Source organism: Inquilinus sp. OTU3971 (genome assembly GCF_038440215.1).
Genome location: NZ_JASATH010000013.1, coordinates 49,363 through 69,085 on the forward strand (window position 1 = coordinate 49,363; position 19,723 = coordinate 69,085).

A 19,723-nucleotide genomic window follows, 5' to 3' on the forward strand; every position below is an offset into this window, starting at 1 on the left:
CGCAGACCGCCCGCTTCGTCTGGTTCAGGCGGCCAGCAGGGTTTTCAGCCGGACCGCCGGCGAGGCGAGCGCGTCGGGGTCGGGGGCCGCGCGCTGGGCGATCAGCATCTCGGCCAGGCGGATCTCGCGGGCGATCTTGCCCAGGGGCCCGACGCCGCTGGCGGCGACCAGCCGGCCGTCCGCCGCCAGGTGGAACAGCAGCTGCGCACCGTCGCCGAGGTCCCGCGCGACCGTCGTCCGCCCCTCATCGGCCAAGCCGGCGATCTGCAGCGTCAGCTCGTACTGGTCCGACCAGAACCAGGGCACCGCCCCGATCGCCTCGCCGCGGCCCAGCATGTTGCGCCCGGCCAGCGCGCCCTGGTCCTGGGCGTTGCGCCAGGCCTCGAGCCGGATGCGGCGGCCGCCATACAGCGGATGGGCGCAGGCGGCGCAGTCCCCGGCCGCGAAGATGTCAGGGTCGCTGGTCGCCAGCGTCGCGTCGACGGCGATGCCGTTGTCGACCGCCAGGCCGGCGGCTTCCGCCAACGCCGTCTCCGGCACCGCGCCGATGCCGGCGATCACCGCATCGGCCGCGATCCGGCTGCCATCGGCCAGCACCACGGCGTCCGGCTCGATCCGGTCGATGCCGATGCCGGTGCGGAGGTCGACGCCGGCGGCGCGGTGCCGGTCGGCGATCACCGCGGCGATCCCGGCCGGCACGCCGCGCATCAGGATGCGGGGCAGGGCCTCGACCAGGGTCACGGCACAGCCGCGGGCGACCGCCGCCGCCGCCAGCTCCAGCCCGATGAAGCCGCCGCCGATGATGGCCAGCCGCACCCCGGGGCGCAGCAGCGGCCGCAGCGCCAGCGCGTCGTCGAAGCGGCGGAGATACAGGGCCCGTTCATGGCCCGGCAGGGTCAGGCGCCGCGGCCTCGCCCCGGTCGCCAGCAGCAGCCGGGAATAGGGCAGGGTGCGCCCGTCGGCCAGGATCACGGCGCGGGCCGCGCGGTCGATCGCCGTGACCTCGGTCCCCAGGATCAGATCGATGCCGAGCGCGGCGGCGCGGTCGCGGTCCAGCACGGTGGTCGCGACCGGCTCCGCCTCCGCCAGCAGCGCGGCCTTGGACAGGGGCGGGCGTTCATAGGGTGGATGGATCTCGCCGCCGACCAGCGTGACCGGGCCATCCCAGCCCTCCTCGCGCAGTGCCGTCGCCGCCCGGGCCCCGGCCTCGCCGGCGCCGACGATCACCATCCCGGCCATCCGTCAGGATCCCAGCCGGAGGAAGACCTGCCCGCCCTCGATCTTCACCGCATAGGTGTTGAGGGCGACGCAGACCGGCGCGCCCTTGGCCGCGCCGGTGGTGAAGTCGAAGCGGCCGTTGTGCTTCGGGCATTCGATGATCGTGCCCATCACCAGCCCGTCGGCGAGATGCACCTGCTCATGCGTGCACAGCCCGTCGGTGGCGAAGTAGCGGTCGTCCTCGGTGCGGTAGATGGCGAAGGTCCGGCCGCCATGGTCGAAGCGGATCACGTCCTCCTCGTCGATCTCATCCGCCGCGCAGGCCGCGATCCAGCCGTCCATGCCGTGTCCTCTCTCGTCGATGCGCGTCATTCGGCCGGCATGGCCTGGGCGGCCCCGATCGCCGGCCCGGGCGACGCGCCCTGGGGCAGCCGCCGGACGACGTGGTGGCGCGGGTCGCGCAGCTGCCGCAGCAGGGTCGGGATGATCTCGCGATAGGCGGCCCAGCAGCTCGGATAGGGCGGCGGGCAGTCGTGCCTCATCGCCGCATGCAGCTTCGGCAGAGCGTGGTAGGGCACCATCGGGAACATGTGGTGCTCCACATGGTAGTTCATGTTCCAGTACAGGAACCGGAACACCGGGTTCATGTAGACAGTGCGGCTGTTCAGCCGGTGGTCCAGCACATCCTCGGCCAGGCCGGCATGCTGGGTCAGGCCGAAGAACAGGACCATGCCGCCGCCATAGAGGGTCGGCAGCCCGACATACATCGCTGGCAGGATGCTGCCCAGCGCCAGGCAGGCGGCGATCACCGCGGCGAAGATGCCGAGGTAGATCCGGGCGACCAGGAACACCTTCCAGCGCTCCATCTCCGGGATGAAGGTCTCCTCCTCTGCCGTCAGCCGGCCGGCCGCGTGCACGAACAGCTTGCGGATCGCGACCTCGCTGCTCTTCAGCATGAAGAGGTTCAGGACGATCTTCAGGACGCTGGGCGGCCGCGGCGCGGCGATCTCGGGGTCGCGGCCGACGATGATGGTGTCGGTGTGGTGCCGGGTGTGGCTCCAGCGCCAGACCGTCGGCTCGCGCAGGATCATGAAGCAGGCGATGTGGTAGACGGCGTCGTTCATCCAGCGGGTCTTGAAGGCGGTGCCGTGGCCGCATTCGTGCCAGCGGCTGTCCGAGGCCGAGCCGTACAGCACGCCATAGGCCGCGAAGAACGGCACGGCCCACCAGCTGCCCCAGAAGAACCCGCCGAGCCCGCCGGTGATCGCGAGCGCCGCGAACCAGATCAGCGTGTCGCGGATCGCCGGCCCGTCCGACCGGCGCATCAGCTCCTTCATCTCCTTGCGCGGGATCGGGCTGGCGTACCAGGTGGCCCCGGCCAGCCCGGCTTCGACCGCGCGCTGGCTCTCCGCCCCGACCAGGCTGTAGTCCCTCCGGCCGATCTCCCCGGGCATCGCATCCTCCTGCACCGCCTCCGCTTGTCCGCAGATGTGAAGGGAGCGTAACCCGAGGCTCCGCCTGCCTCAATGCGGGTATGATAGAATCTATCATTTTCACTCATCCCGTGGCAGGCTGCCCTGATCGGATCTGACAGCGGACACGGAATGAGCAGGCGCCCCACCATCGCCGACCTCGCCACAGCGGCGGGCGTCAGCGTCGCCACGGTCGACCGGGTGCTGAACCAGCGCCATCCGGTGCGCGAGGGCACGGCGGAGCGCGTGCTGCGCGCCGCCGAGGCGATCGGCTATCACGCCACCACGCTGCTGCGGCAGCGGCTGCGGGGCGAGCTGCCGGTCCGCACCTTCGGCTTCCTGCTGCAGAAGCGGGAGGTTCCCTTCTACCAGCAGCTCGCCGCCGACCTTCAGGCCGCCACCGCCGACTGTGCCGCGGTGCGGGGCCGGGCCGTGGTCGAGTTCATGGAGGAGCTGTCGCCGGCGACCATCGTCGAGGCCCTGCGCCGGGTCGGGGCCCGGGTGGACGCGCTGGCCGTGGTCTCGGTCGACCATCCGCACGTGTCGGAGGCGATCGCCGATCTGCGGCGCGCCGGCGTTCCGGTCTTCGCCGTCCTGACCGACCTGATGGCCGAGGACCGGGCCGGCTATATCGGCCGCGACAACCGGAAGGAGGGCCGCACCGCGGCCTGGATGGTGGCGAAGACGGCGCGGGCGCCCGGCAAGGTCGGCATCATCGTCGGCAGCCACCGCTATCTGTGCCAGGAGACGGCGGAGATCTCCTTCCGCTCCTATTTCCGCGAGCACGCGCCGGAGTTCCAGCTGCTGGAGCCGCTGATCAACCTCGAGGATGCGCGGATCGCGCGCGAGGCGACGCACGACCTGATGGCCCGGAACCCCGACCTGGTCGGCCTCTACATCTGCGGCGGCGGCACCGAGGGCGTGATCGACGCGGCGCGGCAGGAGACGGCCCATGCGCCGGTGGCGATCGTGTGCAACGAGCTCACGGCCAAGACCCGCGCCGCCCTGATCGACGGCGTCCTGACCGCAGTGATCTCGACTCCGACCCCGCTCCTGGCAGCGCGGGCGGTTGAGGCGATGGTGCGCGCGGTCGAGCTGCCCGCCCCCGAACCGCCGGGCCAGATCCTGGTGCCGTTCGAGCTGTATGTGTCGGAGAATATTTGAGGGGTGGCGGGGCCCGCTGCTGATCGCCCTCTCCCTCATTGTCATGCTCGGGCTTGACCCGGGCATCCAGGGAATGTCGATACCGCTCTGGGTGGCCCCTGGATTGCCGGATCAAGCCCGGCGATGACATGACAGAAGGGAAGTGGCAGGCAACCAGCTCGCGACCTACCGGTTGTACTTGGTCACGATCAGCGGCCGGGCCGGCGCTTCCTCCGGCACCGGTTCGCCGGCGAGCCGGCCGCGGATGATCGCGACCGCCTTGCGCAGCTCCGCCGCCACGTCGTGGCTCAGCACGGCGTCCATGCCACCCTCCTCCAGCAGCCGGGCGGAGTTCTCGTTCAGCTCATGGCCGATAAAGGCCACGGCGCCGGTCATCCCGGCCTCGGCGATCGCCCGGGCAATGCCGACATTGCCGCCGGCCGTGTTGTAGACCCCGAGCGGCGGCGGCCCCGCCGCCAGGATCTGGTGCATGGTGGCATGAGCGGTGTCGGGGTCGTCACTGGAATGGATGCTCTCCTCCACCGACAGGGTCGGGAACTCGGTGCGCAGCACGCGGCGGAAGCCGATCTCGCGCTCCTCCTGGCAGCGATAGGGCGCGCTGGCGACCAGCACGATCCGCCCCGGGCGCCCGCCGGTCAGCCGGCCCATCAGCCAGGCGGCGGTCGACCCCGCCCGCTCCTGGTCCATGCCGACATAGGCGGTGCGGCCCGATCCGGGCAGGTCGGTGGTCAGGCAGACCACCGGCTTGCCTGTTGCTACGCCGGCCTGGACCGCCCGGTTGATGGCGAAATGCTCGCGCGCCACCAGCAGCAGCCCGTCGCAGCGCGCCAGCATCGACGAAATGTGCTCGGCGAAGTCCGGCGGGTCGACCTCGGCCGTCGGCTGGGTGAAGAACTCCAGGCCCAGCCCCGGATCCTCCGCCGCGACCCGCTCCAGCGCCTGGATCAGGGTGGCGGTGAAGGTCTGGCCCGAATCGCAGGCGAAGCCCAGCCGGATCGACGGCGCCGCCTCCGGGACCGTCGGGCCTTGCCGCCGCTCCAGCGCCGCCAGCACCGCCTGCGCCTTGTCCGGCGCCACGCCGCCGCGGCCGTTGACCACGCGGTCGACCGTGGCGGTCGAGACGCCGGCCTCCGCCGCGATCTCGGCGATGGTGGGGCCCTGCCAGCTGCCGCGCCGCATCCAATCCTCTCGGTTGATGGCTTAAGCATCAATACGGATTTGCGCCTTCGAGGTCAAACTGAACCGAAGAGACGCCGAACGGCTGGGATTTGCAATTGCTGTTGACAGCTATTCAATCATATGGCTTCCATCACTGGCCTCGAAATGAAGCAGATTGATTGTTAATAAATCAGGCGGTGACGGGATGGAAACCGATGTCGTCGTGGCGCTGAACCACATGGTGGTGCCGGCCCTGGATGTGCCGCGGTTCTTCGACCTCGCCGCCGGCCTCGGCTGCCGCGGCGTCGAGATCCGCAACGATCTCGGCGACGATGCCGTCGCCGGCGGCCTGGCGGCGGAGGCGGTGGCGCGGCTGGCGGCGCAGTGGGACGTGACCATCCTGTCGATCAACGCGCTGCAGCGCTTCAACGACTGGACCGAGGCGCGGGCCGAGGAAGCGCGGGCGCTCGCCGATTATGCCGGGCGCTGCGGTGCCGGGGCGCTGGTGCTGGTCCCGGTCAACGATTCCGGCTGGCAGCTACCGCCGGAGGAGCGGCGCGCCGGGCTGCGCCGGGCCCTGTCCGGCCTGGCCCCGATCCTGGCCGATTCCGGCATCCTCGGCCTGGTCGAGCCGCTCGGCTTCGAGATCTGCTCGCTCCGCTCCAAGCGCGAGGCCGTGGCGGTGATCGACGAGCTCGGCCTCGGCGACCGGTTCCGGCTGGTGCACGACACCTTCCACCATCATCTGGCGGGTGAGCCGGATCTGTTCCCCGACCGCACCGGGCTGGTCCACATGTCCGGCGTGGAGGACCGCACGGTGCCGCTGGCCGAACTGCGCGACGCGCATCGCGTGTTGGTCGGCCCGGCCGACATGATCGGCAATGCACTTCAGATCCGGGCGCTGCACGCCGGCGGCTATCGCGGCCCCGTCTCCTTCGAGCCCTTCGCCGCCAGCGTCCACGCCGATCCCGACATCGCCGGCGCGCTGCGGGGCAGCATCGACCATCTGGGCGCAGCGCTGGTGCGGATGGCCGCCGAATGATGGAGATCCGTCAGAAAGATCCGCGAGCCCGTGAGGGAATCTGAGAGATTCCATCATGGGTTGATTGAGCCGTCCGGCGGCGCGATCTACCGTCGCGGGACATAGAGCCGGCACGAACCGGACAGCCCGGGCATCCGGGCCGAACCATGGGAGGACGCCTGATGAAGAGAACCCTGCTCGCCTTCGCCGCTGCCGCTCTGCTGTCGCTGCCCGCCGAGGCCGCGACCAAGATCGGCGTCTCGATGGCCCATTTCGACGACAACTTCCTGACCATCCTGCGCAACGCGATGACGGAGGAGGCCAAGGCGAAGGGCGCCGAGATCCAGTTCGAGGACGCCAAGGGCGACATCGGCAACCAGACCAGCCAGATCCAGAACTTCATCGCCTCCGGCGTCGACGCCATAATCGTCAACCCGGTCGACACCTCGGCCACGCCGCAGATGTCGCAGCTGACGGTGGAGGCCAAGATCCCGCTGGTCTTCGTCAACCGCAAGCCGGACGGCGACACCCTGCCGGACGGCGTGGTCTTCGTCGGCTCGGACGAGCGCCAGTCCGGCACGCTGGAGATGGAGGAGCTGGCGCGGCTGGCCGGCCACAAGGGCAATGTCGTGGTCATGGTCGGCGAACTGGCGACCAATGCGGCGCAGCTGCGCACCAAGGATGTCGAGGACGTCGTCGCCAAATATCCCGACATGAAGATCGTCGAGAAGCAGACCGCGAACTTCCAGCGCAACGAGGCCATCGACCTGATGACCAACTGGCTGACCGCGGGCACCGACTTCACCATCGTCGCGGCCAACAATGACGAGATGGCGATCGGCGCCATCCTCGCGATGCGGCAGGCCGGCAAGGACCCGAAGCCGTACCTGATCGGCGGCGTCGATGCGACGCCCGACGCGCTGGCCGAGATGGAGCAGGGCACTCTCGACGTCACCGTGTTCCAGAACGCCCGCGGCCAGGGCAGGGGCGCGGTCGAGGCGGCGCTGAAGCTGGCGGCCGGCGAGAAGCTCGACAGCTGGCAGTGGATTCCGTTCGAGCTGGTGACGCCCGACAACATGAAGAAGTTCTCGCAGTAATCCGCGATCATCGACCAAGGTCCGGGAGCGCCCGCGCCCCCGGGCGGAAAGGCGCCCGCCATGACCGCCTCCGTCGCCACCTTGCGCCGGCCCGACCCTTCGCCCGCCGCCGACTGCCTCCTGGAGGTGGCGAATGTGCGCAAGGCCTTCCCCGGCGTCGTCGCCCTCGACGATGTGTCGTTCCGGCTGCGCCCCGGCACCGTGCACGCGCTGATGGGCGAGAACGGCGCCGGCAAGTCGACGCTGATGAAGATCATCGCCGGCATCTACGCGCCGGATGCCGGCGAGATCCGCCTCAAGGGCCGGCCGGTCGCGCTGCCGACGCCGCTGGCGGCGCTGGAGGCCGGCATCGCCATGATCCATCAGGAGCTGAACCTGATGCCGTTCATGACCGTGGCGGAGAACATCTGGATAAGGCGCGAGCCGCGCAACCGCTTCGGCCTGATTGACCACGGCGCGATGCGGCGGCGCACGACGGAGCTGTTCGCCACCCTCGCCATCGACATCGACCCGGAGGCGGAGGTGCGCAGCCTCAGCATCGCCAGCCGGCAGATGGTCGAGATCGCCAAGGCGGTGTCCTACAACTCCGACGTCCTGATCATGGACGAGCCGACCTCGGCCCTGACCGAGCGCGAGGTCGACCACCTGTTCGCCATCATCCGCACGCTCAAGGCGGCCGGCAAAGGCATCGTCTACATCACCCACAAGATGAGCGAGCTGGCGGCGGTGGCGGACGAGGTGTCGGTGTTCCGCGACGGCCGCTTCATCGGCTCCGGCCCCGCCGCCGAGCTCGACCGCGAGGCCATCATCCGGATGATGGTGGGGCGCGAGCTCGGCCAGATGTACCCGAAGCTGCAGGCCCAGATCGGCGCCCCGGTGCTGGCGGTCGAAGGCCTCGGCCTGGACGGCGTCTTCGCCGATGTCGGCTTCGAGCTGCGCGCCGGCGAGATCCTGGGCGTCGCCGGCCTGGTCGGCTCCGGCCGCACCAATGTGGCGGAGGCGCTGTTCGGCGTCACCCCGGCCACCGCCGGCACCATCCGGATCCTGGGCGAGGCGGTGCGGATCGGGTCGCCGGCGCAGGCGATGGCGGCGGGCATGGCCTTCCTGACCGAGGACCGCAAGGAAACGGGCCTGTTCCTGACCCTGCCGGTGCTCGAGAACATGCAGATGGCGGTGCTGCGCGACCGCTACGTCAAGGCCGGCTTCGTCGCCCAGGGCGCGATCGCCCAGGCCTGCCAGGCCTGGCGCACCACGCTCCGGATCAAGACGCCGGACCTGCAGGAGCCGGCGCTGAACCTGTCCGGCGGCAACCAGCAGAAGGTGCTGATCGCCCGCTGGCTCCTGACCAAGCCGCGCATCCTGATCCTGGACGAGCCGACGCGCGGCATCGACGTCGGCGCCAAGGCGGAGATCTACCGGCTGATCTCGGCCTTGGCGCAGGAGGGCGTGGCGGTGCTGATGATCTCCTCCGAGCTGCCGGAGATCCTCGGCATGAGCGACCGGATCATGGTCATGCATCAGGGCCGGGTGACCGGCATCCTCGACCGCGGCGAGGCCGACCAGGTGAGCATCATGCGGCTGGCCTCGCGCTGAGGCCGCCGATCGTCAGTTGAACGAGAGCCGGCCGGGCGCCGGCCGGGGAGGACAGGATGAGCGCGACCCAGGTTTCCGGCCCCCAGATCGACGCCACCCGCCGCCGGTTCCGCCTGCCGGTGGAGGCCAGCATCTTCCTGGTCCTGGTCGGCATCTGCGTGCTGTTCGAGGCGCTCGGCTGGTACGCCCGCGGCCAGTCCTTCCTGGTCAACCCGCAGCGCCTGCTGATCATCGTGCTGCAGGTCTCGATCGTCGGGCTGCTCGCGGTCGGAGCGACCCAGGTGATCATCACCTCCGGCGTCGACCTGTCGCCGGGCTCGGTGCTGGCGCTGGCCGCCATGGTGTCGGCGACCTTCGCCCAGAGCTCAGGCTTCAGCCGAATCATCTTCCCGGCCCTGACCGACATGCCGGTGGTGGTGCCGGTGGCGATGGGCCTGCTGGTCGGGGGCGCGGCCGGGCTGGTCAACGGCGCGCTGATCGCCAAGACCGGCATCCCGCCCTTCATCGCCACGCTCGGCATGATGGTGGCGGCCCGCGGCACCGCCCGGGCCTATACCGACGGCGCCCCGGTCTCCGGCCTGCTGCCGGCCTTCACCTGGATCGGCCAGGGCAGCCGGCCGGTGATCCTGTTCCTGGTGGTGGCGCTGATCTTCCATGTGGCGCTGCGCTACACCCGCTACGGCAAGTTCACCTACGCCATCGGCGCCAACCCGCAGGCGGCGCGCGTCTCCGGCATCGATGTCGGCCGGCACCTGATGCTGGTCTACACCATTGCCGGCCTCCTGGCCGGGCTGGGCGGCATCGTCATGGCGGCGCGCAACGGCAGCGGCCAGGCCAATATGGGCACGGGCTACGAGCTCGACGCCATCGCCGCGGCGGTGATCGGCGGCACCAGCCTGGCCGGCGGCGTCGGCCGCATCACCGGCACCGTGATCGGCACGGTGATCCTGGGGGTGATGACCAGCGGCTTCACCTTCCTCGGCATCGACGCCTACTACCAGGACATCGTGAAGGGCGGCATCATCGTCGCCGCCGTGGCCGCGGACCAGTACCGCCAGCGCCGCCGGCGCAAAGCGTGAACGCAAGGGGAGGGGAAGGGATGCAGCGGCTTCTGGTGCTTCAGTCGCTCTGGGCGATGGAGCGGCGCCACACCGACGGGTTCGAGCGCACGGTCGAGGCCAATGTCGAGATGATCGCGGGGGCTGGCTTCGACGGCATCAGCACGCCCTGGACCGATCGGGATCTGGTCCGCCGCACGGCAGGCTGCCTGCAGGGCACCGCCATGGTCGCCGAAGGCGTGTGCTTCCCCAAGACCGTCGACGAGCTGAAGCCGGTGCTCGAGATCGCGGCCGAGTTCCCGGTGCACCACATCAACCTGCAGCCGGACGTCCGGCCGCGGCGGCTGGAGGAATGCGTGCCGCTGATCGAAGGCTGGCGGCGCCTGGCCGAGCAGGTGGATTTCCCGGTGCTGATCGAGACCCATCGCGACCGGATGACCACGGATCTCTACTTCACCCTCGACCTGCTCGACCGCTTTCCGGGGCTGCCATTGCTGGCCGACCTGTCGCACTTCCTCGTGGGGCGGGAATTCGCCTGGCCGGTCTCGGACGAGAACCACGCCCTGATCCACCGGATCCTGGAGAATTCCTGGGCCTTCCACGGCCGCGTCGCCTCGCGCGAGCAGGTGCAGATCGAGATCGCCTTCCCGCACCACAAGCCCTGGGTCGACCTGTTCCTCGACTGGTGGGGCCATGGCTTCCGCAGCTGGCGCCGCCGCGCTGTCGCGGACGCGACCCTGTCCTTCACCTGCGAGCTGGGGCCGAAGCCCTATGCGATCACCGGGCGCGACGGCAACGACACCACCGACCGCTGGGCCGAATCCCTGACCCTCGCCGGGCTGGCCCGCGACCTCTGGGCCGAGACCGCCCGCGGATAACGGGCCTCACCGCGCGGAGGCGGGCCGACCCGGTGTCAGCCGGTCGCGGCCATGGCGTTCTTCTGCCAGTGCGATGTCCGGTTCGCACCGGCCTGCGCGGCCAGAAGCTTGTCGAGTTCCGCCGCGATCCGGGCCAGGCCGGGCACGTCGTCGGACCAGGATTTGATCCAGCCGACCATCGCCCGGGCCAGGTCCGGACGCTGCTCGCGGAGCAGCGAGGCGACGGCGCATTCGGTCTGGAGCGCCTGCTCGACCACCGCCATCGCACGAGGCGGCAGGCCCTGCATGCTGTCCAGCGGCGTCTCGACAGGCTGGCGGACCGGCACGTGGATCCGCACACCACCCGTCGCCGGGGCGGAGTCGAAGATGAAGGCGGCCGGTTGCGGCCCGTCGGGGGTGGTCATGGCGATCGCCTGGAACCGGCCGTCCACCTCTTCGGTGAACACGGTCAGGCTCGCCGTCGTGCTGTCGCGATAGTCGAGATTCAGGGAGGCATAGCCGTCCGACTGGATCCGGCGCGCCACGATCACCAGCTCGGTCCGGCGCAGGGTCCAGTCGAACCGGTCGGGGATGCGCAGCACATCGGCGCAGACTGTCACCAGAGGGGGATCGAGATCGGCGGCCCGCAGCGCCGCACGGATCTCACCGAGATCCAGATGCATGGCGCGGAACGCGGCTTCGTTCGCACCGATCGCCCGGCTCGAAACACCGGCGATGCCGCTGCGGGTCTCGATGGCGTCGAACAGCGCCGCCAACCCGTCCGATGGGGACTCTCCCTTAGGGGCGATTCTGTTGTGCATGAAGGCCTCCATCCTGTCGGCCGTCGATCTCCGGCCCACCGCCGTCCGCATGCCCAGTCATGCGACAATATTCCGCCGAAATCATCCGGGGAACTTGGCGCAATATTGCGCGGCTCAGCTTATGGTTCTGTATAGTCGCAGAAACGTTCACAGCTGTGACTAGGGTATGAACCACCATTCGCACGGGACGCGATAGCGAATGACTGGCGGCCCTCGGAAACGACCACGGGCTTCGACCGCATCGATCGAAGCCCGCGTCTCGGAGATCGGAGCGAGGCTGACGCCGGCCCGCGGGATCAGACGGCGACCTGCCCCCGGGCGCAGCGGCGCCGCAGCAGCACCGCCGAGGTCTGCTGCTGCAGGCCGATGGTCAGCAGCACCAGATTGTCGCGGGCGATCTCGGGATAGAGCGCCGCCAGCGTCACCGGCACCGAGGCCGAGGTCATGTTGGCGTATTCGGTCAGCGTCGTCAGGTACTGGCCCGGCCGGATCGCCTCGGCCCAGGCGCCGCTCAGCACCGACGAGGCCTGGTGCGCGATCAGCGTGATCTCGTCGGCCGCCAGTCCGTTGCGGCGCAGCAGCCGGTCGACGATCCGCGGCGGGATCTTGGCGCCGTACTCCTTGTACGATGCGGCCCCCTCGTCGCCGATATACATCAGCGGGGTGGTGAAGCTCTCCGCCAGATAGGGCGGCGGCGGGTCGATCGTGCCGGCCGGCCGGGCGCTCATATGCATGGCGCCGAAATAGCCGGTGTCGGTGTCGGTCACGACGTCGACCAGGGCGAAGCGCTGCGGGTCGTCGGTCACCGCCATCACCGCCGCGCCGGCGCCGTCGGCGGCACCGATGCAGGTCGCCTCGTGGTAGCTGACATGCCGGCTCCAGTTGCAGCCGCAGACGACCAGCGCGTTGCGCAGGCCGCGGCCGGTGCGGATCAGCGCCTCTGCCAGGACCAGCCCGTCGTTGAAGATGGTGAACTCGGTCCCCAGCGGCAGCACCTGGCAGCGCGACGGCAGGTTCAGCGTCTGGTGAAGCGCCACCAGGTCGTTCGGGCTGATGTAGTCGGCGACCGAGGCGGCGCCGACCAGCAGGTCGATGTCGCCGGCGCCCAGCCCGGCATCGACCAGGGCGGCGGCGGCGGCTTCGGCCATCAGCCCGACCACGGTCTGGCCCGGCGCCAGGATCCGGCGCTGGTCGAAGCCCTGGAACAGGTCGGTGTGCGGCGGCGGATGGGCCTTGATCCAGTCGAAGACCGGCGCATCGTTGGTCCGGACCTGCTCCGGCACCGCGAAGCCGACGCCCTTGATCCGGGCCGTGTTGTCAACCATTCACGCGTCCTTCCGCGGAGCCTCGGCCTGGGGTGCGACGGGCATGCTCAGGCCTGCGGCGGGGTGCGGTAGTAGGGCGGCACCTCCGACCGGTCGATCTCCAGCACGATCACCTGCGGCCGGCGGTACAGATCGGCCTGGCCGATCGCCTTGGTCAGGGAGGCGCGCAGCTGCTGCGGGTCGTGCACCGTGTAGGTGGTGGCGCCCAGCCCGGTGGCGAAGGCCACCAGGTCCGGCGCCCCCAGCTTGTAGTAGTCGGTCCAGGAGGGCTCGGGCGGCTCGGGGAAGAAATGCGCGTTGCCCTGGCTGACCATGGCCAGGTCGTTGTTGTCCATGACGATCCAGATGGCGCCGATGCCGTAGCGCGCGGCGGTCGACACCTCGCTGCCATGCATCAGGAAGGCGCCGTCGCCGGTGATCGCGACGCAGGTCCGGTCCGGCGCGCCGAGCTTGCCGCCGACCACCGCGCAGGTGCCGAAGCCGAGCGGCCCGGTGTCGAGCGACAGGTGAAGCTGGGTCGGCGGGTCGATCGCCAGGTCGTTCAGCGTCCAGCCGACGCAATTGGCGCAGTCGATGAAGATGTGGCTGCCGGTGGGCACCACCTCGTTGATCACCCGCATCGCCGATTGCGGCAGGATCGGGCTGGCCTGGGATTCGCGCTTCTCCGGGTCGTACCAGGGCGCGTGATTGTCCCGGATCCAGCGGACATAGGTCTTGCGCTCCGCCACCGCCGCCTCGTCCGGCTGGCGCCGCGCCGCCAGCTCGCACAGATCGTCGATGAACTGGCCGAGCTCGCTGACGATGCCGAGCTCGATCGGGAAGACACGGCCGATCACCGCCTGGTCGGCATCGACCTGGATCAGCGGCCCCTGCGGCAGCAGGGCGGTGTTCCAGTTGCCGGTGGCGAGGTTGCCCAGCACCGAGCCCATCACCATCAGCGCGTCATAGGCAGGGCCGCCGCCGGCCGCGGCGAGATACAGGCTGGGCCAGATGCAGCCGGCCAGGCCGGTGTTGCGCAGCGCCAGCGGGTGGGTCTCCGGGAACAGCGCCTTGCCGTCGGGCGAGGTCATCACCGGGATGCCGAAGCGCTCGACGAAGGCGATGAACTTGTCCCGGCGCTCGCCCTGCAGGGCGAAGCGGTTGCCGTTGCCGAGCATGATCAGCGGCCGCTTCGCCCGCAGCAGCAAATCCAGCGCCTGGTCGGTGCGGGCGCGGTCGCTGGCCTTCGGCACGGTGCGGTAGTTCCGCCAGGTCGCCGGGAACGCGACGGGCTTGCTGGGCGCCTCGTTCGAGACGTCGACCGGCAGGCTGATATGGGTGGCACGGAACGGGATCGACAGCGCGTCGCGCAGCGCCTGGGTGAACAGGGTGGCGAAATCGTCCGGGCTGGCGATCATGGCGCTGTACTGCACCGAGGCCTGGTACACGGCGTCGACATTCAGCGTGCCGTCGACACCCTGCTGCAGATAGCCCTTGCCGAAATAGCTCTCGGCCACCTCGCCGGTGATGGCCAGCACGGCGGAATGGTCGGCCTGGGCGTTCATCACCCCGGTCAGCGCGTTGACCGCACCCGGGCCGGTGGTGGCCAGGACCACGCCCAGCCCGCCGGTCACCCGATGCAGCCCGTCCGCCATGTAGGCGGCGCCGGTCTCGTGTCGGCAGACGATGTAGGTGAACTCGTCCTCGCGCAGCCGCAGATCGTTCAGCAGATACATGATGCCGCCGCCGGGAATGCCGAACAGGTAGCGGACATTCTCGAGCTTCAGATAGTCGAGCAGCAGCTGCGACACCGTCCGGTCGGTCACTGTGCGGTAATAGGTCGTGCTCTGCTGCAGCATCGCGGGAACTTTCGGGACGAGGGACGGGAAATCAGGCGGCGGAGGCGAGGCTGCCGGCCGGGGCGGCCAGGCCGAAATGCCCGGTCAGCATCATCTCGGCGGTCTGCAGCGCGCCTTCGACCCAGCCCTGATAGGTCGAGTAGGATTCGCCGCAGATATAGACTTCCTCGTCGAGGACCGGCTTGACGATCAGCGGCATCACCGCCGCGGTGTCGACGCCGATGTTCCAGGAATGCCAGCCGCCGCCATAGGGGTCGTCGCCCCAGTCGCGGAAGGCGGCGGCATAGGGCTCCGGCGCCTCCGTCACCCCATGCACCTCCTTCAGCTGGCGATGCGCCTCGGCCACCATCAACGCGCTGATGCGGTAGATGTCGCCCAGCTTCGGCTCGCCGCCGGTGACGAAGGGGTTGGGGCGGCCCTCGAAGGGCGGGCCGCTGTCGCGCACCCCCTCCCAATAGTCGACCGAGATGCCGTCGGTATAGGCCGCGACCAGCAGCGAATTGTGGTTCCGCGGGTCGCCGCCGGGCATGTCGCCTTCGGTCTCGAAATAATAGATCTGGCGCAGCGGCAGGTCGGTGACGGAATCGCCCGAGGTCAGGCCCAGCTCGCGCCACCAGGGCTGCGGATAGGCCAGGGCGAACTTGTACAGCGCCTGGCCGGTGACGGTGGCCAGCAGCTCGGCCACGCCTGGCTTGGCGAAGAACTCGCTCGGGCCGGCGCGGTCCAGCGGATGCTCGGCGATGCGGTCCAGCGACCGGCGCGGCATCGCCAGGATCAGGCGGCGGGCCAGGACGACATGGTCATGGCCGGTGCCGTGGTCGTGCACGGTCAGGGCGTACAGCCCGTCCTCGCGCCGGCTGAAGGCGATCAGCTCGCGCCGCAGATGGACGTGGCCGCCGGCCGCTTCGAACTCGTCGCACAGGCGCCGGGGCAGGGCCTCGTAGCCCTCGGGCAGATGGACATACGGGGTCTGCTGCGCCGGGATCGCCCAATCCTCCATGTACCAGGGGATGGCCTCGGCCGCATTCCAGTTGGTCAGCACCGTGTTGAAGCCGCCGCCGGCGAGGGCGAGATTGTAGGCCTCGACGCTCAGCGCGTTCAGCAGCACCTGCCAGAAGCCGTGCTGGCGCAGCGGGAAGCCGTTCAGCGTGGCGGCGGCGCAGGCCTTGCGCAGCTCCTCGTTGCTCATCGTGCTGGCGCCGGGGATGACCGTCTCGATCGCCTGCACCACCAGCTTCGACGGCGGCTTGCCTTGCTCCTGCTCGGTCAGCCAGTACGGCACCGCCGCTGCGTCGGCATACTCGCGGACTTGGAAGCGGTGGCTGCGCAGATAGGCCAGGTTCTGCGGCCCGCCCATCGGGAATGTCTCGGTCTGGAAGCCCAGCTGCTTGACCAGCCCCATGACCAGCAGCTGGGAGGTCATGATCCGCATGCCGCCCAGCTCGGCCGGCACATGCGGCATGCCGGGAAGGCGGACGGTGTCGAGCCGGCCGCCGATCCGGTCGCTCATCTCGAACAGGTGGATGCCGGCCGCCGCGATCCTGGACTCCGGCGCGGTGGCCAGCCGCCAGGCACTGTACACGCCGCCCATGCCGCCGCCGATGATCGCACAGTCGATGATGCCTTCGGGGTCTGCGCCCATGATCATCACTCCGTCTGCAAGGATGGTTGCGTGGCCGCTGCAGCGGCCATGTCAGATGCTCACGATCTGGTCGACCGCCTCGAGCGAGGCGATCAGAGAGCCCTGGATCCAGGCCTGGTCGAGCGAGCAGTGCTCGCCCGCGAAGAACACCCGGCCCTCCGGCTTCTTGCCGTCGAGCCAGATCGAGCCGAGCTGCCCCGGCAGCAGGAAGGCGAAGGCGCCGGCCGACCATTTGTGCGACTGCCAGCAGATCGACGCGGAATCGACCACCAGATTGTCGTCCAGGATCTCCGGATGGTACCGGGCGATGCCGCGGCGCACGGCCTCGACCTGGGCCGCCGGCTCCATCAGCCCGAGGCGCAGCGCGTCCGACCCCCAGCAATAGGCGCCCAGCAGCGCCCCCGGCATCGAGGCATCGGCGTTCGGCGCGGGCCCGGTGCGCTCGTCATGCGCCGGGCCGGTGTGCGGGTTCGACCAGGGCCGCGGCGGCAGCGGGCCGCGCTCGACCTGTAGGTGATCCATCGGATAGTAGGTCTGGCGTTGCAGCCCGTCGGAGATCGAGGCGCCGCCATAGATGCCGTAGCGCGACTGCCAGAACCGCTCGCGGCAGTCGAGGATGACCTTGGTCGAGGCGGCATAGGCCATCTGGCTGATCGACAGGCGCTTGCCGTAGCTGAAGCCGTCCAGCTGCATCCGGCGCATGACGCCGAAGGGCAGGGTGCACAGCACGTAGTCCGCGGTCAGAATCTGCGGCCCTTCCGGCCCGGTATAGCCGATCTCGACGCTGGTCTCGGAGGCCAGGCTGATGCGGGTGACCTCATGCTGCGTCAGCACGGTGCCGGGGCGCAGCATCGCCGCCAGCGTGTCGGGCAGCTGGCTCATGCCGCCATGCAGCGTGGTCAGGTTGTTGCCGGTGCCGACGATGGTGTCGCGGATGAACATCGTCACCGCCTTGTCGAACCAGACGGCGAGGCTGGTATAGGCGCCGACCAGCTGCTTCACCGACTGCGGCAGCACCGTGTCGAGGAAGGCGCCGAGCGACAGGCTGTCGAGATAGCGCAGCCGGTCGGTGGTCATCTCGCCCTTGAACAGGCTGTCCTGCTCGTATTGGGTCAGGGGGGCGATGGCGTTGGCCAGCACCCAGCCGAAGATGGCGCCGCCCGGATCCTGCGGATAGGCGCCGTCGGGCGATGGCGGAGTCTCCGGCAGGCCGTAGCGCGGATAGATCCGGCTGCGGTCCTCACTGAGCCGGCAGACCACGTCATGGATGTCGAGGAAGTTCTGGTCGACGCTGTTGACGAACGGGATCAGCCGGCCCTTCAGGCCGGCCCGGTCGATGTAGTAATGGGTGTAGTCGTGCGAGCCCGGGACGCGCATCGCCCCCAGCTCATTGTAGCTGCCGTCGTTGAAATGATGGGTCAGGATGCGGCCGCCGACGCGCTCGCTGCCCTCGAGGACCGTGGCGACGTGGCCGAGCTGCTGCAGCTCATAGGCCGCCACCAGGCCGGCGATGCCGGCGCCCAGGATCACCACATGCTTGGTGCCGTGTCCGGCATTGTCCTTCCGGATCTGCTGCAGCATCTCGGCGATCGGGACATGCGGATAGGTGCTCTGCTGCTGGGACATGCTGGCCTCCGCCGATTCGAGCGGGGGACCGGACAGATCCACCCCGTTCGTAATAAATTTTAGGAAAAATCTTTCGAATCCTACTCTGGCCGATGGCTGTTTCCTGCCGCCGCGACACGTTCGGATGCCGAATCCTACTGACTCTGGTAGCATGTTGTGCGGCGCGGGATGTAAACCAGATTTGAACGGCTGTTCGCATTCATCCGCTACGCGCCTCGACAAGGAACGGCCGCGGGGCAGGGCAGGATTTTTGATGGGCAATAGGATGGCGGACATGACAGGCGGCGCCGCACGGCGCGATCGCCTGATCGTGGTGGAGGACGACCCGGTCACGCGCACGATGATCGCGCGCTACTTCGCGGAGGAGGGGTTCGAGGTGGAGGAGGCGGCCACCGGCGCGGAGTGTCGCCGCGCCATGAAGCGCACGCCCGCCGACCTGCTGTTCATCGACATCCAGCTGCCGGATGGCGACGGCTTCGACCTCGCCCGCGAGATCCGGTCGACCAGCGCGGTCGGCATCATCTTCGTCACCCAGAAGGACAGCGAGGTCGACCGCATCGTCGGGCTCGAGCTGGCCGGCGACGACTACGTCACCAAGCCGGTGAAGCTGCGCGAGCTGCTGGCCCGGTCGCGGGCGCTGCTGCGCCGCCGGGGGCTGGAGCGCGACGCCGCGCGGCACAACCCCGTGGTCACCTTCGATTCCTGGCTGCTGGACCAGACGCGGCGCGAGCTGACGACGCGGGACGGCACCCCGGTGCGGGTGACACGCGGTGAGTTCGACCTCCTGGCGGCGCTGGTGCAGGCCAATGGCCGGCCGCTCAGCCGTGACTATCTGGTCGAGGTGATCAGCAACCGCGACACCGAGGTCGGCGACCGCACCGTCGACGCGCTGATCGCCCGGCTGCGGCGCAAGCTGCAGACGCCGGCCGGCGGGCCGCCGGTGATCGTCACCGTGACCGGGGTCGGCTACAAGCTGGGCGTCCGCACCGACGCGGGGGGCTGAGAGCGCGATCGCTGCATTTCCGCCATGAGGGCATCGATCGACAGGCGACGGAGCGGCCCCAGCGCTGCCGCCATCTCCACCAGGCCGTCGATCGGTGCGTCGTTGCCGGCGCAGGATTCGATCGCGGAGGCATGGCGGGCCATGCGGATCAGGCCCAGCGCGCCGGCCGAGCTGCTCAGGCGATGGGCCAGGCGGGCCAGGTCGCGGCGATCGCCGGCCTCGGCCGCGGCGCCGATCGCCCGGACCAGCGGCCGCGAGACCCGGTGGAACATCAGGGCCAGCCGTGCCAGCTCACTGGTCCCCAGGATCTCCTGGCGCTCGTCGTAGAACTCGCGGTCGACCAAGGCGGTCGGATCGGCCGACACCACGGGCTGCTCGACCGGCAGGCGGGCATCCGAGACGGCGGCCAGCATGCGCTGCAGCGCGGCCAGCTGCAGCGGCTTGCCCAGGATGCGCTCGATGCCGGCCAGGGCGCAGCGCTGCCGGCTGCCGTCGGTCAGGTCGGCGGTCAGCGCCAGGATGTGCGGCGGCTCGCGGTCGCCCGGCAGGGCCCGGATCCGGCGCGTGGCCTCCAGCCCGTCCATGCCCGGCATGTGCAGGTCCATCATCACCACGTCGAAGGAGGCGGCCGCCGCCGCCTCGATCGCAGCCTGGCCGCCATCGGCGAGGGTGACCCGGTGGCCCAGCCGGCCGAGCAGCCCGGCGGCCACCGCCCGGTTGATCGGGTCGTCGTCGACCACCAGCACCGACAGCGCCGGGCCGGCCACGACCGGCGCCGGCGCCTCCGGGGGGGGGGGGGCCCGCGCGGCCCGGGCCCGCCCGGGGGGGGG

The 19,723-nt window shown here is 69.9% G+C and carries 17 protein-coding genes; 7 read left to right on the forward strand and 10 right to left on the reverse strand.

The genetic code is table 11. The features are described 5' to 3' along the window. Nucleotides 1–24: 24 nt before the first annotated feature. The 3 genes from AAHM41_RS05430 to AAHM41_RS05440 are packed head-to-tail and all read right to left on the reverse strand — an operon-like array spanning nt 25 to nt 2,672. Nucleotides 25–1,239: an NAD(P)/FAD-dependent oxidoreductase gene (locus tag AAHM41_RS05430; protein ID WP_342235500.1), complete on the reverse strand. Its 1,215-nt coding sequence runs from the start codon at nt 1,237–1,239 to the stop codon at nt 25–27. A 3-nt stretch (nt 1,240–1,242) separates the two neighbouring features. Continuing rightward, complete coding sequence (locus AAHM41_RS05435; RefSeq protein WP_342235501.1) at nt 1,243–1,560, reverse strand: MocE family 2Fe-2S type ferredoxin; 318 nt, start codon at nt 1,558–1,560, stop codon at nt 1,243–1,245. 26 nt (nt 1,561–1,586) lie between these two features. Then, complete coding sequence (locus AAHM41_RS05440; RefSeq protein WP_342235502.1) at nt 1,587–2,672, reverse strand: fatty acid desaturase family protein; 1,086 nt, start codon at nt 2,670–2,672, stop codon at nt 1,587–1,589. A gap of 150 nt (nt 2,673–2,822) precedes the next feature. On the opposite strand from AAHM41_RS05440, the gene AAHM41_RS05445 reads away from it, so the two are divergent. Further along, nucleotides 2,823–3,854 (forward strand): LacI family DNA-binding transcriptional regulator, encoded by a 1,032-nt coding sequence (locus AAHM41_RS05445; RefSeq protein WP_342235503.1) that lies wholly within the window; start codon nt 2,823–2,825, stop codon nt 3,852–3,854. A 165-nt stretch (nt 3,855–4,019) separates the two neighbouring features. On the opposite strand, the gene AAHM41_RS05450 is transcribed toward AAHM41_RS05445, so the two are convergent. Beyond that, a complete protein-coding gene (locus tag AAHM41_RS05450) occupies nt 4,020–5,033 on the reverse strand; it encodes a LacI family DNA-binding transcriptional regulator (RefSeq protein ID WP_342235504.1) in 1,014 nt (337 codons plus the stop codon). Between the two features lie 184 nt (nt 5,034–5,217). Here AAHM41_RS05450 and AAHM41_RS05455 point away from each other — a divergent pair, with 184 nt between their 5' ends. The 5 genes from AAHM41_RS05455 (at nt 5,218) to AAHM41_RS05475 (ending at nt 10,659) form a co-directional block, all read left to right on the forward strand. Further along, on the forward strand, nt 5,218–6,054 hold the full coding sequence (locus AAHM41_RS05455) for a TIM barrel protein (protein WP_342235505.1): 837 nt from the start codon (nt 5,218–5,220) through the stop codon (nt 6,052–6,054). 161 nt (nt 6,055–6,215) lie between these two features. Then, entirely contained in the window at nt 6,216–7,130 is a 915-nt protein-coding gene (locus AAHM41_RS05460) for a sugar ABC transporter substrate-binding protein (RefSeq protein WP_342235506.1), read from the forward strand. A 60-nt stretch (nt 7,131–7,190) separates the two neighbouring features. After that, nucleotides 7,191–8,723, forward strand: coding sequence for a sugar ABC transporter ATP-binding protein (locus tag AAHM41_RS05465; RefSeq protein ID WP_342235507.1), 1,533 nt, complete (start codon nt 7,191–7,193; stop codon nt 8,721–8,723). 56 nt (nt 8,724–8,779) lie between these two features. After that, nucleotides 8,780–9,802, forward strand: coding sequence for an ABC transporter permease (locus tag AAHM41_RS05470; RefSeq protein ID WP_342235508.1), 1,023 nt, complete (start codon nt 8,780–8,782; stop codon nt 9,800–9,802). 20 nt (nt 9,803–9,822) lie between these two features. Then, nucleotides 9,823–10,659: a sugar phosphate isomerase/epimerase family protein gene (locus tag AAHM41_RS05475; protein WP_342235509.1), complete on the forward strand. Its 837-nt coding sequence runs from the start codon at nt 9,823–9,825 to the stop codon at nt 10,657–10,659. Nucleotides 10,660–10,694: 35 nt separating this feature from the next. On the opposite strand, the gene AAHM41_RS05480 is transcribed toward AAHM41_RS05475, so the two are convergent. The 5 genes from AAHM41_RS05480 to AAHM41_RS05500 form a co-directional block, all read right to left on the reverse strand. Continuing rightward, complete coding sequence (locus AAHM41_RS05480; RefSeq protein ID WP_342235510.1) at nt 10,695–11,459, reverse strand: hypothetical protein; 765 nt, start codon at nt 11,457–11,459, stop codon at nt 10,695–10,697. Between the two features lie 296 nt (nt 11,460–11,755). After that, nucleotides 11,756–12,784, reverse strand: coding sequence for a 3-oxoacyl-[acyl-carrier-protein] synthase III C-terminal domain-containing protein (locus AAHM41_RS05485; protein ID WP_342235511.1), 1,029 nt, complete (start codon nt 12,782–12,784; stop codon nt 11,756–11,758). A gap of 47 nt (nt 12,785–12,831) precedes the next feature. Then, nucleotides 12,832–14,622, reverse strand: a complete 1,791-nt coding sequence (locus AAHM41_RS05490; RefSeq protein WP_342235512.1) for a thiamine pyrophosphate-binding protein — start codon at nt 14,620–14,622, stop codon at nt 12,832–12,834. Between the two features lie 31 nt (nt 14,623–14,653). Continuing rightward, complete coding sequence (locus AAHM41_RS05495) at nt 14,654–16,264, reverse strand: flavin monoamine oxidase family protein (RefSeq protein ID WP_342235513.1); 1,611 nt, start codon at nt 16,262–16,264, stop codon at nt 14,654–14,656. A 51-nt stretch (nt 16,265–16,315) separates the two neighbouring features. After that, nucleotides 16,316–17,890 carry a flavin monoamine oxidase family protein gene (locus tag AAHM41_RS05500; protein WP_342235514.1) on the reverse strand — a complete coding sequence of 525 codons (1,575 nt, stop codon included), beginning with the start codon at nt 17,888–17,890 and terminating at the stop codon, nt 16,316–16,318. 274 nt (nt 17,891–18,164) lie between these two features. Here AAHM41_RS05500 and AAHM41_RS05505 point away from each other — a divergent pair, with 274 nt between their 5' ends. Next, on the forward strand, nt 18,165–18,893 hold the full coding sequence (locus AAHM41_RS05505; RefSeq protein ID WP_342235515.1) for a response regulator: 729 nt from the start codon (nt 18,165–18,167) through the stop codon (nt 18,891–18,893). Here the strand turns inward: AAHM41_RS05505 and AAHM41_RS05510 are convergent. Beyond that, a partial coding sequence (locus AAHM41_RS05510; protein ID WP_342235516.1) for a response regulator occupies nt 18,857–19,723 on the reverse strand: 867 nt, incomplete at its 5' end. The genes AAHM41_RS05505 and AAHM41_RS05510 overlap by 37 nt on opposite strands.